This window comes from Algoriphagus antarcticus, from assembly GCF_002150685.1.
GTDB lineage: Bacteria > Bacteroidota > Bacteroidia > Cytophagales > Cyclobacteriaceae > Algoriphagus > Algoriphagus antarcticus.
The window spans coordinates 52,167-70,118 of the sequence record NZ_MSSW01000023.1 but is presented as its reverse complement, the minus strand read 5'-3'; the positions used below and the strand labels follow the sequence as shown (position 1 = coordinate 70,118).

Annotated in this window: 11 protein-coding genes; 7 read left to right on the top strand and 4 right to left on the bottom strand. The window is 40.9% G+C overall.

All coding sequences use genetic code 11. From position 1 onward, the window contains the following. Position 1: 1 nt before the first annotated feature. Positions 2-2,122 (bottom strand): methylmalonyl-CoA mutase, encoded by a 2,121-nt coding sequence (scpA, locus tag BVH04_RS09790; RefSeq protein WP_086541292.1) that lies wholly within the window; start codon positions 2,120-2,122, stop codon positions 2-4. Continuing rightward, positions 2,119-3,525, bottom strand: a complete 1,407-nt coding sequence (locus BVH04_RS09785) for a methylmalonyl-CoA mutase family protein (protein ID WP_086541291.1) — start codon at positions 3,523-3,525, stop codon at positions 2,119-2,121. The genes scpA and BVH04_RS09785 overlap by 4 nt, the downstream gene beginning before the upstream one ends. Positions 3,526-3,920: 395 nt before the next feature. Between BVH04_RS09785 and dnaA the strand changes: the two genes are divergently transcribed. Further along, a complete protein-coding gene (gene dnaA / locus BVH04_RS09780; protein ID WP_086541290.1) occupies positions 3,921-5,342 on the top strand; it encodes a chromosomal replication initiator protein DnaA in 1,422 nt (473 codons plus the stop codon). Positions 5,343-5,425: 83 nt separating this feature from the next. Here the strand turns inward: dnaA and BVH04_RS09775 are convergent, their stop codons facing one another. Together BVH04_RS09775 and BVH04_RS09770 are read right to left on the bottom strand one after the other, a co-directional pair. After that, positions 5,426-5,842 (bottom strand): nucleotidyltransferase substrate binding protein, encoded by a 417-nt coding sequence (locus BVH04_RS09775; RefSeq protein WP_086541289.1) that lies wholly within the window; start codon positions 5,840-5,842, stop codon positions 5,426-5,428. A gap of 145 nt (positions 5,843-5,987) precedes the next feature. Next, complete coding sequence (locus tag BVH04_RS09770) at positions 5,988-7,439, bottom strand: S1C family serine protease (protein ID WP_086541288.1); 1,452 nt, start codon at positions 7,437-7,439, stop codon at positions 5,988-5,990. A 397-nt stretch (positions 7,440-7,836) separates the two neighbouring features. Here BVH04_RS09770 and BVH04_RS09765 point away from each other — a divergent pair, with 397 nt between their 5' ends. The 6 genes from BVH04_RS09765 (at position 7,837) to hslU (ending at position 17,929) form a co-directional block, all read left to right on the top strand. Then, complete coding sequence (locus BVH04_RS09765) at positions 7,837-9,003, top strand: 1-deoxy-D-xylulose-5-phosphate reductoisomerase (protein ID WP_086541287.1); 1,167 nt, start codon at positions 7,837-7,839, stop codon at positions 9,001-9,003. Continuing rightward, positions 9,003-10,328 (top strand): RIP metalloprotease RseP, encoded by a 1,326-nt coding sequence (rseP, locus tag BVH04_RS09760; protein WP_086541286.1) that lies wholly within the window; start codon positions 9,003-9,005, stop codon positions 10,326-10,328. Before BVH04_RS09765 ends, rseP begins: the two co-directional genes overlap by 1 nt. Positions 10,329-10,472: 144 nt before the next feature. After that, positions 10,473-11,747 carry a hypothetical protein gene (locus tag BVH04_RS09755; protein WP_140160559.1) on the top strand — a complete coding sequence of 425 codons (1,275 nt, stop codon included), beginning with the start codon at positions 10,473-10,475 and terminating at the stop codon, positions 11,745-11,747. A gap of 5 nt (positions 11,748-11,752) precedes the next feature. After that, the gene (locus tag BVH04_RS09750; RefSeq protein ID WP_086541284.1) at positions 11,753-13,813 is read left to right on the top strand and encodes a Kelch repeat-containing protein; all 2,061 of its coding nucleotides are present in this window, start codon (positions 11,753-11,755) and stop codon (positions 13,811-13,813) included. Between the two features lie 126 nt (positions 13,814-13,939). Beyond that, positions 13,940-16,417 (top strand): endopeptidase La, encoded by a 2,478-nt coding sequence (lon, locus tag BVH04_RS09745; protein WP_086541283.1) that lies wholly within the window; start codon positions 13,940-13,942, stop codon positions 16,415-16,417. A 114-nt stretch (positions 16,418-16,531) separates the two neighbouring features. Continuing rightward, positions 16,532-17,929 (top strand): ATP-dependent protease ATPase subunit HslU, encoded by a 1,398-nt coding sequence (gene hslU, locus BVH04_RS09740; protein WP_086541282.1) that lies wholly within the window; start codon positions 16,532-16,534, stop codon positions 17,927-17,929. Positions 17,930-17,952: the final 23 nt, after the last annotated feature.

Sequence of the window (17,952 nt, the reverse complement as noted above, 5' to 3'; positions counted from 1 at the left end):
ATCATTCCTCAATCAACTTTTCCAGAATTTCAATTGCAGCTTCTGACAGAACTGTCCCTGGGCCAAAAACGGCAAAGACTCCAGCGTCTTTCAGAAACTCATAATCTTTAGCTGGGATCACTCCTCCAGCTACCACCATAATGTCGGATCTTCCCAAATCTTTTAGCGCATCGATCAATTGAGGAACTAGCGTCTTATGGCCTGCGGCCAAAGAGGAAGCGCCAACGATATGCACGTCATTCTCAATAGCTTGCTGAGCCACCTCTTCAGGAGTCTGGAAAAGCGGTCCGATATCTACGTCAAAACCCATATCTGCAAAACCAGTTGCGATGATTTTTGCACCGCGATCATGTCCGTCCTGACCCATTTTGGCAACCATTATTCTTGGACGGCGACCTTCCAGTTCTGCAAATTCGTCTGATAGAGAAATTGCTTTTTTAAAAGATTCTTGATTTTTCACTTCTGCTGCATATACTCCAGTGATAGACTTAGTCTGAGCTTGATGGCGGCCAAATGCCTCTTCCATCGCATCTGAGATTTCTCCCAAAGTAGCTCTTTTTCGAGCTGCATCAATCGCTAATTCAAGTAGATTTCCTTCCCCTGATTTCGATGCTTGGGTCAGAGTTTTAAGACTTTCACTCACTTCTTCCTGATTTCTGGATTCTTTCACTTTTTTCAGTCTGGCAAGTTGAGATTGACGAACCGCTTGATTATCCACATCCCGAACTTCAATTTCTGATTCTTCATCGACTTGATAGCGATTCACGCCAACAATAATATCCCGTCCGCTGTCTATTCGAGCTTGTTTTTTGGCTGCTGCTTCTTCGATTCTGAGCTTGGGCAAACCTGCTTCTATCGCTTTTGCCATGCCGCCTAGTTTTTCCACTTCCTCGATCAAAGTCCAAGCACGCTGCACTAATTGATCTGTCAAAAACTCTACATAATGTGAACCTCCCCAAGGATCGACCACATCTGTTATGCCTGTTTCTTCCTGAAGTACCAATTGCGTATTTCTGGCAATTCTAGCAGAGAAGTCCGTAGGCAAAGCAATCGCCTCATCCAGAGAATTTGTGTGAAGTGATTGTGTATGTCCCATCACTGCGGCGAGTGCTTCAATGGCCGTTCGAGTCACATTATTGTATGGGTCTTGCTCGGTAAGAGACCAGCCCGAAGTCTGGCAGTGGGTTCTCAAGGCTAGTGATTTATCGGATTTTGGGTTGAACTCCTTAACAATTTTTGCCCAAAGCAAACGACCTGCCCGCAGCTTGGCGATTTCCATAAAGTAATTCATCCCTATTGCCCAGAAGAATGAAAGTCTCGGAGCGAAATTGTCTATGTCCAAACCTGCCTTTATGCCTGTTCTCAGATATTCCAAACCATCTGCAAGTGTATAAGCCAATTCCAAATCTGCCGTAGCGCCAGCTTCCTGCATGTGATAGCCAGAAATAGAAATGGAGTTGAACTTCGGCATGCGCTCAGAAGTGAATTTGAAAATATCCGCGATAATCCGCATTGAAGGTTGAGGTGGATAGATATACGTGTTGCGCACCATGAATTCCTTCAGAATATCATTTTGAATCGTGCCACTAAGTTGCTCTGGTTTTACACCCTGCTCTTCAGCTGCTACGATATAAAAAGCTAAAATTGGAATTACAGCCCCATTCATAGTCATGGAAACTGACATTTGATCCAGAGGAATCTGATCAAACAGCAACTTCATGTCTTCTACAGAATCAATTGCGACTCCTGCTTTGCCAACATCACCTACTACACGAGGGTGATCAGAATCATAGCCACGGTGAGTAGCCAAATCAAAAGCTACAGAAAGCCCTTTTTGACCTCCGGCTAGGTTTTTTCTGTAGAATGAATTGGATTCTTCAGCTGTGGAAAATCCTGCATATTGGCGAATGGTCCAAGGTCGCATTCGATACATTGTGCTGTAAGGGCCTCGCAAATAGGGAGGAATTCCTGCTGCGTAAGTCACATGAGAAAGGTTAGCGATTTGCTTTCCATCAAAATTAGGCGGGATGGAAATCTGCTCTGGAGCTTCCCAATTTTTTTGATCCTCTGATTCGGAAGTATGGATTTTCGATGATTTCCAATTTTTTATATCTGGTCTCATGAGTCGCTCAGGTGATTTAGTTCTACAAAGTATGTTGCCCGGCTTGGAAGCAACTCAAAGTCTTCCTCAATTAGTGGTTGAAAGGGAAGATGATTTTCGATCTTACTTTTGGAGAGGTATTTATTTGCGCCAACTTTTATGCTTGAATCTGACAAGACTTTCTTTTGAGCAGTTTCACGCGAATTTCGAATTTTAGCGTGCAGCGTTAGGTCTTCGAAGCTTTTTAGCCAGCCTCCTTTCTCTTCCAAATCTTGAAGACCTGAAATCACAGATTTCTCGATTTCCTCTTGCAATTTTTCCAAGTAAAATGATCCAGCTGCAGGATCCATCACTTTGTCGAGATAACTTTCTTCTTTAAGAATGGCCGAAATGTTTCTCGCAATTCTCTTTTCCAATGCAGAAGCCTTTTTGCTTTCGACAGGTTTTACCCAAAGCGAATTTCCACCTCCAAGGATTCCTGCCATGGCTTCGTAAGTCTGGCGGATAAGATTGGTGTCTCTATCCATAAGTGATTTGCTCCATTCAGCAGTTGAGGTGACAATGTGTATACTGTCCATTTCGATTTGCACGCCGTAATTGGAGGCTAGCTCCACGATCAGCTTCCGCAAGGCTTTTACTTTGGCGATCTCCGCAAAATGCGAATCTCCCATTCCAGTATGAAAAGCAATGTTTTCGAATGCTTGACTCGGAGAAATGGCTTTTTTTGAAAGTTTATCTATCACCTCGATGACTTCACCTAATCCGTATGTCAGTTCTTGAATTCCCGTACCCCCGGCATTTGCGTAGCGTGAGAAATCAATGGTCAATGGATAAAACTCTCTGAACTCCTTGAAGTCGTTTATTGCTTTGACCGCTTGGTCCATTCCCAAATCGAAATTTTCTCCACTGCGAAATAACTCATCGCATGGATTCCAGAATATTGCCCCGCTCAGCATACTTGGTTTCAGAGTTAGAGATTCTATCCACTCCTGTATCAAATGGAAAAACTGAGAAATATCTCCTGTTGGCAAAAAGTTGGTTGATATAAATTCTGTATGAACTGCTTTTAGAATCTGGTTTAAATTTTCTGTTCCTTCCAAATGCAGAATCAGTCCGTCTGCACTATTTTGAAGTGAATGAAGTATTTCCTCGTTTGTGGATTTATCTTCTTTTGGAAAAATGGAAACCAGATTATTCCAGATTCGAGGTGAAATTTCTGGGATTTTCGAGTCAGGATGGAATTTGAATTCCGCCGAAGGACCCTTTAAATCTTCGGCTGTATAGAATGGTTGAATTTTGATTTTTTCCCATAGCATGGAAGTGAGTGTGTCATCAAAATCTTTCCCGTCTAGGTCTCGTTTTACCTGATCTATCCAGTCTTCTTTGCTGGTAGGAGGAAATGAAAATAAGTCCTGATTTGTCATAGTAGGGTATAGAATTTTACTGAATCCGAAGTAAAAGCATACTTTGATTAGTAGTTCTGGATCAAAATGGCCTGTATCAAAATTAGGAAAATGAAGGGGAAATCAAGAACCTAAATGAATTGCTTTATTATTTCGATTTGTTTTACAGTTCTTTTCAATAGACTGAAGATTAGAATAAATATTATTTTATGCCAAATAGAGGCCCGTAAAGCATTAATCTGAATCTCTCAAACGGAAAGGGGTTTAGTCTCCAAATTTACTTTGGTAGGAAAAGAGGAGTTGTTTAAAAACTCAATATTTCAAGAAGAAATCAATTTTTTATTTAAGTTAATTTTCATCAAATTTGACACCCTTGCACCTACCGCAAGATCATTGTTTTTCAGAAATCTTCTCTAATGAGTTCAGAAGCTAGCGCCGTTTGGAATGAATGTTTACGTGTTATCGAACAGCACGTCAATGAGCAGAGCTTTTCAACTTGGTTTAAGCCCATTAATCCTGTCAAACTTGAAGGTACTTCGCTGACCATTCAAGTTCCCAGTCAATTCTTCTACGAATGGCTGGAGGACAATTATGTGCAGGAATTAAAAATTGCCATCAAGACTACTTTGGGGCAAAGTGGAAGATTGGAATACGCTGTTGTGGTAGATAGAGGAAACTCTTCTAATCAGCCTTATGTGGTTTCTTTCCCGCAGGGAAATGCAGGGAATAATAAGAAGCCTCAAGCACCAGCGGAGCCAGATAGAACTCCATTTGAGATGAAATCGCTTAATGCAGAGGCATTGACGAACAGTAATCTGAATCCTACTTATACTTTTACCACTTACATTGAAGGAGATTGTAATCGTCTGGCCCGCTCAGCTGGTTTTGCAGTTGCGACGAAGCCAGGAATCACCTCCTTTAATCCATTGATGGTGTATGGCGGAGTAGGATTGGGGAAAACACACTTGGTGCAAGCGATAGGAAATGAGATCAAAAATGGTCCAGAGGACAAGTTTGTTCTTTATGTTTCTTCAGAGAAATTTGTAAATCAATTCATGGATTCCATCAAGGATGGCAATGTGAAAAGCTTCACCAATTTCTACATGCAAGTGGATGTATTGATTATTGATGACATTCAGTTTTTGGCAGGAAAGGACAGAACTCAGGAGATGTTCTTCCATATTTTTAACCACCTTCATCAAAGCAAGAAGCAAATAATCATGACATCAGATTGTCCGCCTAGGGATCTGAAAGGGTTGGAGGAACGATTACTTTCACGCTTCAAATGGGGTCTGACTGCTGATTTGCAAATGCCTGACTTTGAGACGAGAGTAGCGATAATCCGTCGAAAAATGCAGTCTGAAGGAATTGTTATTCCTGACGATGTAGTAGAATATCTTGCTTACACGGTGGATACAAATGTTCGTGAGCTGGAAGGAATTCTTATTTCGCTTATTGCACATGCATCACTGAATCGTGTGGAAATCAGTCTTGAGCTTGGTAAGACCGTGATGAAAAATATCATCAAGGATATTGAAACGGAAGTTGGAGTTGATTTTATTCAGAAGTCTGTTTCGGAATTTTATGGGATTGCGCTTGATGATCTGAAGGCAAAAACCCGTAAAAAGGAAATAGTAACAGCTCGCCAAGTTGCGATGTATTTTTGCAAGGAATTTACCAATCATTCCTTGAAATCAATTGGTTACCACTTTGGCGGGAGAGACCACTCTACAGTAATTCACGCAGTGCAGACTGTGAATGATATCATGGAAACTGATAGCTCATTCCGAAATGCAGTACTGGAATTGAAGAAGAAGTTTAAGATGAGGTCTTATTAGGAGATTTCGAGCAGCTAATCCGGCGAAGGTTTTACCACTTACTTCTTATAAAAGTTACCTTTTACAATATTTTAAGTTGCGTTTTATTCGTTTAGCTTTTTCTCCATGGTTTCTTCAAATCGCTGAAGGAGCCTGATGTAATGTTTTTGGATATTTTCCAGAAATTTTTCCTGTGTGTCTATTTCATACACTGGATTGTACTGGATACGATCTATCACGATGTCCAGCCAAGCTTTTCCATCGTCGATTAGTTCTGCGTGAAACGCCTCTACAGTCAAATCTCTAGATCCTGAAAATGGCCCTTTCCCTATTTGTTTGAAATAATGAGTAATTACTTTCAGCGCCAACTCATGCGTTTCCTCAAAATGTTTCAATAGTTCTCTTGATTGTGGCTCTGTTAATTTTCCGTTTTTAGCACGTCTCGCATAGTCTGTCAGATCAACAAGCTGATCACTGAATTCTTCCAGACATTTCTCACAGGATTTTATTACTGTTTTCATGGGAAGACGAGTTTTGAGTTTGAATGCGATTTGACTGAATATAAAATCAATTTAAAGTAATAAAATGATTCGTTATAACTAAGTTATTTCGATTGGAAAATTCTCTTATCTCGATCTTACTTTCATAACTCGTCTTCCCATAATTTCACCTCACATTATAAGTTTGCATAAATGGCTGGCCATTAGAAGCTACTCCCTCAAGAAGTAGTCTTCCGCTGAATTTCTCTAAATAGGCTCCAACTTTATTCGGATCCTTGGCCGCATCACCGTTGATCTGTGTGATTATAAATCCCTCTCTCAATCCGAGTTCTCTCAAATAACCTCTTGTCAATCCAGTAAGCTTTATTCCATAATCCACTCCAAACTTGTCTTTTTCAATAGTATTGACAGCTTCAAGTCTTGCTCCCAAAATGGTCGAACTATAGAATTCCCGCTTGATTACGCCATTTCCACCCTCCAAATTTTGAAGCTGAAGATTGGCAGATTTCTCAGCTCCATTTCTTAGATAAGTTACTTGAAGTTGTTCACCGGGATAGTAATAAGAGAGTGCTTCTTCAAAACTTCCTTTCCCTGTGATCACTTGAGATCCGAGTTTGGTGATTACGTCGTTACGCTGCATACCCGCTCTTTCTGCTGCTCCGTCTTTAATCACATGAGTTGTGATGACACCGTCGAGTGTGTTTATCTTCATTTCTTCCGCTAGCTCCGGCGTGATTTCCACCGCTTCAATCCCAGGAATGGCTTTTTGCACTTCACCGTATTGTATCAGGTCGTTGGATACTTTCATGGCGATATCCACTGGCACAGCAAAGCCATAACCAGTGTAAGATCCCGTTCTGGATAGGATAGCAGTATTTATACCCACCAATTCTCCGTTGATATTTACCAACGCTCCGCCTGAATTTCCAGGATTAATAGGAGCGTCTGTTTGAATGAAACTTTCCAATGGAAAATCACCTCCTAAAATATTGATCTGTCTCTCTTTTGCAGAAACTATTCCTGCAGTGACTGTGGAAGTTAGATTAAATGGATTTCCAACTGCAAGAACCCATTCGCCAATTTTCAGATCGCGACTACTTCCGCGTCTGATCGCAGGGAGGTTCGTTTCCTCAATTTTTAAAACTGCGATATCGGTGTTTTTATCAGTTCCCACGAGACGAGCTTTGTAAGTTCTTTTCTGGTGAACGACCTCGATCGTTTCAGCTCTGTCAATCACGTGATTGTTAGTCACGATGTAGCCATCTCCTGAGATAATTACTCCAGAGCCAGTACTCACTTGCTGAGAAGGTGCGCTTCCCCCGCCACCGAAGAAATAGTCAAACATGCTGTATCTGGTTGGATCCGTTCCGGAAAAATTCTTGATAAAGACTACCGATTCAGTGCTGTTTTCTGAAGCTTCTACAAAAGAAACAAGCGCATCGGTAGGAGCGTGGCTATTCGCTGGTTGATATTGCGAAGCAAAACTTACTTCCGTTTGATTATTCTGCGGGAAGTCAAAGCGTTGCTCGGTTTCATTAAAGTTGATAGAAGTCCAAACTGCAGCGCCGGCCAAGCCTGCTATAAAGGAAATTCCAGTTGTTTTGATTAGACTGTTCATAGGTAAATCATTTAATCAATTTGACGAAAGGGAGGATTTACAGTTTAGAGAATTCACATTTTTTAAGTTCCGGATTTGCGAAATCTCTGCCTATTGATATTTAATATTGTGATTATACGGAATCTTGCCAGTAGAAAATTTATAGGATCAAAAATCCAAAGACACCTTGAATTCTGGTTTACTTCGGTCTTCGTACTTCGGTCATCGGTCTTCCAATCCATTGACCAAAGAGAATTCGCTTACTGGCAGAAAAGCGTATATACAGATTAATATTATGCCATTTGGTAAAAACTGACGATTTGTACGAGGAAAAGTGGGAGCATCTTGTAATTTTGTCAGCTATTGAGAAAGCCTATCTAATTATGAGGGTTTTAATTGCTCAAAAATCTCAAACTGAATGACAGAACCCAAACGCATAGCCATCCTGGGTAGCACCGGAAGCATTGGTACTCAAACCCTAGCGGTAATTCGTCAGCATCCTGAAGACTTTATTGTTGAGGTTCTTACTGCACAGAATAATGCGGATTTGCTGATCGAGCAAGCTTTGGAATTTACTCCAAATGCCGTTGTGATCGGTAATGAGAGTCTTTACGCTCAAGTTCGAGATATCTTGCAACCCAAGGATATCAAGGTATATGCCGGCATCAAGGCAATTGCTCAAATAGTCGAGATGGAAAGCATCGATTTGGTGTTAACTGCTTTGGTTGGGTATTCTGGTTTGATTCCGACCGTAAATGCGATCAAAGCCAGAAAGCAAATAGCTTTGGCAAACAAAGAAACCCTGGTCGTAGCGGGAGAAATAATCACTGCCTTAGCAAAGGAAAATCGGGTGAATATCTATCCGGTTGATTCGGAGCATTCGGCTATTTTCCAATGCTTGATCGGCGAATTTCACAATCCGATTGAGAAAATCATCCTTACAGCATCTGGAGGACCATTCCGAGGTAAGGATAAAACTTTCTTAGAAACTGTCACCAGAGAGCAGGCGCTCAAGCATCCCAATTGGGATATGGGCGCAAAGATCACTATCGACTCGGCTTCTCTTATGAATAAGGGTTTGGAAGTAATCGAGGCGAAATGGCTTTTTGGTCTGAAAACCGAGCAGATAGATGTGGTCGTACATCCGCAGAGTATCATTCATTCTATGGTGCAATTTGAGGATGGATCGATTAAAGCACAACTCGGATTGCCGGATATGCGTATCCCAATTCAGTTTGCCCTGAGCTTTCCTGATCGATTGAAAAGTGATTTCGAGAGATTTGACTTTATGAATTACCCACAATTGACCTTCGAGCAGCCGGATTTAAAGACTTTCCAAAACCTTCAATTGGCTTATGATGCCCTTGCAAAAGGCGGCAATGCACCCTGCGTGCTGAATGCTGCCAATGAAATAGCGGTAGCTGCTTTCTTGAATAAAGAGGTGGGCTTTCTTGAAATGTCTGATTTGATTGGCGAAACTCTCGTAAAAGCTGAGTTTATTGCACATCCGAATTTGGAGGATTATGTGGAGACGGATAAGCGGGCAAGAAAAATTACTAAAGAACTAATAACGAATAAAGTATAATGGATACCTTAATTATGGTGGGCCAGTTACTCCTGGGATTATCAATTCTAGTGGGTTTGCATGAGTTGGGCCACTTGCTTACCGCCAAGATGTTTGGCATGAGAGTAGAGAAATTTTCGATCGGATTTCCTCCCAAAATCGCTGGCTTCCAGTGGGGAGAAACTGAATATTCTATAGGAGCGATACCATTGGGGGGATTTGTGAAAATCTCCGGAATGGTAGATGAATCCATGGATTCTGATCAGATGGCGGGAGAGCCTCAGCCGTGGGAGTTCCGTTCTAAGCCAGCTTGGCAGCGTCTGATCGTGATGCTAGGTGGGATTTTCGTCAATGTCGTAACAGGTATTGTCATTTTTGTAATCTTGGTTTACAATAATGGCGAGACTTATTTTTCCCGTGATCAAGTAGTAGAAAACGGAATCGTAGCCTTAGAGATCGGTGAATCTATCGGTTTGAAAACCGGTGATAAGATCTTGGATATCAATGGGGAGCCTTATCAGTCTATCAATGATTTGACATCCGGGTCAGCTCTACTAAGCGAGAATGGCTACTACACAGTAGATCGTGGAGGAGAAATTATCAAAGTAGATATCCCAAGAGGTTTTATTAATTCTTTCAACAGTCAGGAAGCGATGAGCAGCTTTGTGAATATCCGATATCCATTTGAACTAAAGGTAATAGATGAAGGTGGAGCAGCCGATAAAGCTGGGATCACTACCGAAGATAAAATCCTGTCAGTAAATGGTCAGCCTATCGCTTACTTTGATGAGCTGCAGTCTGTGCTGGCAAATAATAAAAGCCAGGAAACAGATTTCGAGTTGTTGACCAGCTCTAAAGATACAATACACACAATGGTTGCCGTTTCTGAGCAAGGTATGATTGGCATAGCGGTGGATCCGATTATAGATATGGTTCAGCGTAAGTATGGCTTTGCTGAATCAATCAAAAAAGGAACTACTAAAGCGTTTACAGTAGTCATCATGAATGCAAGGGCAATGGGTAAGATGTTCACCGGTGAAGTCTCTACCAAAAACGTAAGTGGTCCTATCGGAATGGCAAAGATTTATGGAGATACTTGGAACTGGGGTAAGTTCTGGACGATTACAGGTTTGATCTCTATGATATTAGCATTTATGAATTTATTACCGATCCCAGCATTGGATGGCGGCCATGTGATCTTCTTGCTTTATGAGATGATTTCCGGTAGAGCGCCTTCAGATAGATTTTTAGAGAATTCTCAAAAAGTAGGAATGGTTATACTTCTTGCCTTAATGGTTTTTGCCATTGGAAACGATGTGTTGAAATTATTTACCGGGGAGGGATAACCCACCAAAATAGGAATTCAGAGCCGGGAGAAATCTCGGCTTTTTTTGTTTTTAACTAGTTGCAAATACTACTGAAACTATTTTTAACTAATCTATTGTTGATTGAATCAAATCTGCTTATCTAGCGCAATAATTAGATTATCTATGGTTAAAATTTTACGATTGGTAACAGTTTTAGTTTTGTTAAGCATGCCATTTATAAGGGCTCATGCACAGGGCGGTTATATTGAGGAAAGTGTCTGGTCAAATGTGAATCCTGCCTCAGAACAAGCTTCGGACTTTATCATCACAAAAAATGGAGAGAAACTCTTCGGTGATGTTGTAAGCGCTTATGATTTCGCTAATTATGAGAAGGTTGATTTTGAATATAGAGGCAGTGTGAAAACTTATTCTCCAGTAGATCTCAAAGCCTTTGGTTTGGAAAATGGCCGATTTTTTATGAGTAAAAAGCTCTCAGAATCATCTGAGGTGGAGTTTGTTCAGATACTTTTCTCCGGTAGGTTACAATTGGACTATAAAAAGGGTAAATACTACTTAGATAATGGAACAGATATTCAAGAGTTAAGATCATACTATCAGGATGTGCCTGGTGAAGGATCCCCAAAAAAGCGTCATATCAAGCTATATATATCTATTCTTAAGATAAATACTTCTGGGACGTGCGGTTTTGAGATGAATGATTTAATCGAAAGATCAAGAGTGGATGAACAGGATTTTATTCAAATTGTGACGCAATATCATGCTTGCGAAGAGCTACCATATAAGTTGCATGTAGAGAAAATTCCCTTTGCGAAGATATCTCCAACTGCGGCTATTGGCGCTGGGTCTGAGTTTACCAAGTCATCAGATATACCTGAAAATTTCAACTATTCTTTCAGTAAATCTTTAAGTTACAGAGCATTTCTAGGATTTAGATTACATGACTTCAGACGAACTCCTAAGTCCTCTATTGATCTTAGAATTGGGTTTATGATGCGTTCGGCTACACTTGAGGCTAGCAGTGTTACTAGAGCAGAAGTCATCACAGCAAGTCAAGAATTTAAAGAAAGTAGTATCTTTATTCCCTTTAGTTACAATTATAGTTTTTTCAAAAAAGGTGTTACAGACATATATATGGGCTTAGTTCTGACTACATGGCTAAGTACACTCCAAAATGACTTATCGATAATTGAACAAACTTTAACCTTAGCGCCAAATGAAACGATTTTGTACGAACAGAGAAACATGGATGTTGTGAGTTCGAGTTTTTCACCAGGTATGAAGGCAGGAGCGAATTTTCCGCTTAACAGTAAAATGACACTTTTCACTGAATTCGGAGTCGATTTTATCAAAGATTATTACACTGTTCAAGTTTTATCTTCGCCAATTATACACCTCAACCGTACCTATCTTTCCTTTCAGGTGGGAATAGAATTTTAACATATATGAAAAATTATTTCTTAATTCTACTCGTTGGGTCAGCTCTGTTTTTTGGGTGTAATGAAAACGATGAAGTTGTGCCAAGGACCAATCCACGCTTTAGCGTCACTTACGTACAGGAGATTTCTGCTACAGGAGCTGAGTTCTTTGCGAATATCTATTACCTTGGTTCGGACGAAATCCTTGAATATGGTTTTGTATATAGTAAAGAGAGTGAGCCCAGAATCGGAGCTGGAGAAATAGTAAAGGCGGAGGGTCAACCTGCGGATTCATTCAAATTGGTAGGAGATCATTCTATGATCAAGGGCCAACGATATAATGTGGTTGCTTTTATTTCTACTTCCAAAACGACCACTTACTCCCAATCAATTTCTTTTACGAGCCAAGGTTCGGAAGGCTTTCTTTTCGAAAGGTTGACTGGTGGGCCTGAAGTCTATTATGGAGATACGCTCACTGTATATGGCGACAAGCTTAGCACTAACCTAGCTAACTACGAGGTAAGGGTGAATGCAGGCATTTCGAGAGTAATTGACCTTCAAAAAGACAGTTTTAAAATTATTATTCCCGAGGATTTGGGTTTTGGATATACCTATGATTATGATGGGAAAATTGTAGTGAACATTAAGATTTTAGATAAATCATTAGAGATTTTTCCCGATGTAAAATTCTATGATCCGATTTTCTACGATTATGAAAAAGAGCTAAAGTATGAAGATAATTTCTACCTCAAAGGGAAATACCTGAGAGACGGCAATACAAGACTTAGTTATTCTAATCAATATCTTGAGGTGGTCAGTAGCTCTGACACTCTGATTGTCTTCAAGCCTAATGCTAATTTTGAGACGTTACAACCAGTATTTATGATCTATATGCGTGGTAAAGCTTATGAAGTAAACAACGTTGTTCGTATAGAGCGAACAGAATTGTTGCCTAATCAGCAATTGAAGATGGGGACTATCTATTCTCATCTGGTTATTAAAGGGACAAATTTCAATTCAGTTAATCCATACAATAATATGTTTGTGTCGGATACTGACGCTCAAGAGCAGCAGTTCTACATGCAAGAATCAACTTCTACTGAGGCTAGGTTAGAAGTGAATAATTCCTATTTAATACCAAACCCGCGATTTTTTAAAGTCTATTCAAACAATGGCGGTGTGAGGTCCACCAATTTTGTCTCGGTAGAAAATACAGAGCCTATGTTGGTATATATGCGAATGCACGCTTTCCCCTTTAATGTTGCCTCTGATGGCAGATCAGTCAGTTGGAGAGGGAAGGGGATATGGCTGGGTGATGGTAAAATCAGTGAAATAGATCCAGTAAAAAAATCAGGCAAAATCCTGAAGAATGTGGATATTAACCAAGGAAATATCGCATCATCTTTTGCTGTTGTTCATCAGGATGTTTTGTATTTCGCAGGAAAAGATCAAGCAATATCGAATACTCCTGGTAGATTCTATAGCTATGATTTGAATTCAGGACTGCTCAAAGAGTTAGCAGCTATTCCGTCCAAAGCATCGACTCCTCGCGCTTTGTTTGTGTCTGGAGGAAATCTGTATTTTGGAGGGGGTTTTTATATCGATGAAGTGGATGTGCAAAAAGTGTCTGAAGGATACAAGTTTAATCTAGCTACCAAGACATGGAGCAGTTGGAGCAAGGTGTTCCCGACCTCAGATTATTATGATTTTGAAACAACTTTTGTTCATAAAGAGCAAGTGTTTGGTCTTGTCAATGAAATAGTAGGATCTGATGTTCGGGCTACAAGATTGATGAGATTTGATGGTGTGAGCGAAGATTGGGTAGAGTTAGCCAATTATCCGTATTTAAGTTACTCAAATGGAAATGCTTCATTTTCTATTGGCGAAAATGTCTATGTTTTCCTTAATGGAACCCTTCATCTCATAGATATGAGAACGTATGTTAGAAAGCAACTTGATGACGTTTCTTTCTACGATAGAGGGTATTCAGGACCTCCATTACTTTTTCTTTCAGACCAAAAAATATATTATGCTAGCTACAATGATTATGTGCTTAATGAGATAGATCCTAACTACTTCAGAGAATAGCATCTGCCAATCTGACCACTTAAGGCTTTGGCATACACCTTGACCTTTTAGGAGGAACCTTCGTATTTTGAAGGTTCTTCTTTTATTTTAGCATAAAACAGACAGCCTGGCTGTCATTCTGTCTATATGAGCCAATTCGAAAATTCTGTGTTTCAAAACTTAATGGTCGGTGAGTTTGCCGGTGAGGGAGATCTGATCCAGCTGATTACGGACGAGGAGGATGATACACAAGGAAAGGAAATTCTTGAAGAAGAGATTCCGATCCTTTCAGTGAGAAACACGGTCCTTTTCCCAGGTGTGGTCATCCCAATTACTGTGGGAAGACAACGCTCCATCCGTCTGGTAAAGAAAGCCCAAAAAGGAAATAAATTGATCGGAGTTTGCGCTCAGATCAACCCAAATATTGATGATCCGGGATGGGAAGATATCTATCAGGTAGGTACACTCGCCAAGATCATCAAAATGATTGTGCTTCCAGACGGAAATACCACCATCATTATTCAAGGTAAAAAGCGTTTCAAAATCAGCGAACAGATTACTGATGATCCATATTTTCTTGCAAAGGCTGAATATCTGGAAGAGAATTTCCCGAAAAGCTCAAAGAAAATTCAAGCACTTGAAGAATCTCTTAAAGAGTCTGCTACGCGAATTCTTCACTTAAATCCTGAGATCCCAAGGGAGGCTCAGGTTGCGTTGGACAACATAGATAATACCCCTTTCCTTACGCATTTTCTTTCTTCCAATATCAATGCGCCGGTGGAAGCCAAGCAGCGATTGCTGGAGATAAATGACGGCGTGGAACGAGCGACTCTTTTGCTTGAATTCATGATGAAGGATATTCAGATGCTGGAACTGAAATCTGAGATTCAGAAGAAAGTTCATACAGATATTGATCAGCAGCAACGTGATTATTTTCTTCGCCAGCAGATGAAAGTGCTTCAAACTGAACTGGGTGATGAAGGGCCTGAGAAGGAAGTCGAAGATCTAGCTGCCCGTGGTGCCTTGAAAAAATGGTCGCCGGAAGTCAATAAGCATTTTCAAAAGGAATTGGATAAAATCCTGAGAATTAACCCTTCTGCAGCTGAATATCCAATAGCATTGAATTACGCCGAAACGATGGTGGAATTGCCATGGAATGAGTTTACTCAGGATAATTTCGACTTGAATCACGCTAGGAAAGTGTTGGACGGAGATCACTTTGGTCTGGAAAAAGTAAAGGAAAGAATCATAGAATACCTTGCTGTACTCAAGTTGAAGAATGATCTGAAAGGCCCGATTCTATGTCTTTATGGCCCTCCAGGTGTAGGTAAAACTTCACTTGGTAAATCTGTGGCGGCTGCATTGGGAAGAAAATACGTCAGGATGTCTCTTGGAGGTATGCATGACGAAGCGGAGATCCGTGGTCACCGCAAAACTTACGTTGGTGCTATGCCGGGGAAGATTATCCAGAATATGAAAAAGGTGAAAATCTCTAATCCGGTTTTTGTGCTGGATGAGATTGATAAACTTGCTTCTGACTTCCGTGGTGATCCATCTTCAGCATTTTTGGAAGTGCTGGATCCGGAGCAAAATAATGCTTTCTATGATAACTACCTCGAAGTAGAATACGATTTGAGCAAAGTGCTTTTCATTGCGACAGCGAACTCCCTGGATACCATTCAGCCAGCTTTGCGGGATAGAATGGAAATCATCGAGGTGACGGGCTACACGCAAGAGGAGAAGGTGGAAATTGCCAAGCGTCACTTAGTGCCTAAGCAGAGAAAAGAACATGGGCTGAAAGCCAAGCAGATTAGTTTTGACAAGGCTTCTTTGGTTAAATTAATTGAAGACTACACCAGAGAATCCGGTGTGAGAAGCTTGGAAAGAGTGATAGGAAAAGTGGTGAGAAATATTGCCAAATCTATTGCGATGGAAGAGGAATATAGCCCGAAAATCAATGTTGCTGCAGTGAGGAGAATCTTGGGTTCGGAGATTTTCGACAAGGAATCTTATACAGATAACAATACTGCAGGAGTCGTAACAGGACTGGCTTGGACCAGCGTAGGAGGTGAGATTCTGTTCATCGAAACTAGCTTGAGTAGAGGAAAAGGGAAGCTTACACTTTCTGGTCAGCTGGGAGAAGTGATGAAGGAATCTGCGATCACTGCGCTTTCTTATCTGAAATCCAAAGCTGAAAAATTGGGAATCGATCATCGGGTGTTTGATCAATATGATCTTCACATTCACGTACCTGCCGGGGCTGTCCCAAAAGATGGACCTTCAGCTGGTATTACTATGCTTACTGCAATGGCTTCCGTATTCACTCAGAGGAGAGTTAAAGCAAAAGTTGCAATGACAGGAGAGATCAGTTTGATAGGAAAGGTAATGCCTGTGGGCGGAATCAAGGAGAAAATCCTCGCAGCGAAAAGAGCAGGAATCAAAGAGATAATCCTTTGCAGAAAAAACAAACGCGATATTGAGGAAATCGATGAGCAATACATCAAGGGAGTTGAATTTCACTTTGTGGACAGAGTAGAAGAAGTGCTGGAAATTGCTCTTCTCAAGGCCAAAGTAGAATACCCGTTGAAGTTCAATCTACAGGCTGAAAACGCAAAAGATAACTAAAAGGGATCCTGATGCTTCCTTTTGGGAATGCATTTTTCCTTTAAAAAATATTTCTATAAAAAAGCTCAGATCGCAATTAACCACGTCGGTCTGAGCCTATTTTAACCTAACATCATGGAAAAAATAATTTCACTTACTCCGAGACAGATTGTCGCTGAGTTGGACAAATATATAATAGGGCAGAACGACGCCAAACGTAACGTGGCAATTGCGCTGAGAAACAGAATTCGTCGCCTGATGGTGAAGACAGATATCCAAAAAGATATCGTACCAAATAACATTTTGATGATCGGTTCTACCGGTGTTGGTAAGACTGAAATAGCCAGAAGATTAGCCAAAGTAGCTAATGCGCCATTTACGAAGGTGGAGGCTTCCAAGTTTACAGAAGTCGGCTACGTAGGCCGAGATGTAGAGAGCATGGTTAGGGACTTAATGGAGCAGTCAATTGCTTTGGTTAGAGAGCAGAAAAATGAGGCCATTAAGGTGAAAGCTACCGAAGCGGTCGAAGAAATAATTCTGGACATTTTGATTCCCCCAGTGAAAAGCGCTGGTTTTACGCGTGCTATTCCCGTGGATACAGATGATAATTCTGAGCCGAACAACGATGCGGAACTAAACGAAAGAACACGCGAGCGATTCAGAGAAAAGCTTCGTGATGGAGAACTCGATGAGCGTAAAATTGAAATTAGCGTAAAAGCAGGCTCTCCGATGGGTGTTGGGATGATTGGAAACGGAATGATGGATGATGCCAGTATGGCAGGCCTTCAGGATATGATTTCCAACATGATGCCCAAAAAGATCAAAAAGCGAAAAGTGAGTATTTCTGAAGCAAGGAAGATTTTGCTGGAAGAGGAGATGTCCAAGCTCGTTGACTTCGAAGAAGTAAAGGAAGAAGCGATCAAGCTTGCCGAAAATAACGGCATCATCTTCATAGATGAGATAGATAAAATCGCTTCCAAATCAAGTAAAAACGGTGGTGGGCCAGACGTAAGTCGTGAAGGAGTGCAGCGGGATTTGCTCCCTATAGTGGAGGGATCAGCTGTAAATACCAAATACGGCGTGGTCAATACGGATCACGTGCTTTTTATAGCTGCGGGTGCTTTTCACGTGGCGAAACCATCTGATTTAATACCGGAATTGCAAGGTAGATTCCCGATTCGTGTGGAGCTTCAAAGCTTGACTCAGGAGGATTTCTCCAGGATTCTACGGGAACCAAAAAATGCGCTTACTAAGCAATATCAAGCGCTTTTTGAAGCAGAGGAAGTATATCTTGAATTCAATGATGAATCCATCGAGGAGATCGCAAGACTGGCTTTTCTGATCAATCAGGAAGTGGAAAACATTGGCGCGAGAAGACTTCATACTGTGATGAGTCATTTGCTGAATGATTTCTTATTTGATGTGCCAGATACGATCACTGCTAATTCCAAAATCATGGTGACCAAGGAAATGGTACAGGAAAGATTGAATACTCTTGTTCAAAATAGAGATTTGTCTCAGTACATACTTTAATTTTGAAATAGATATAGATTCCA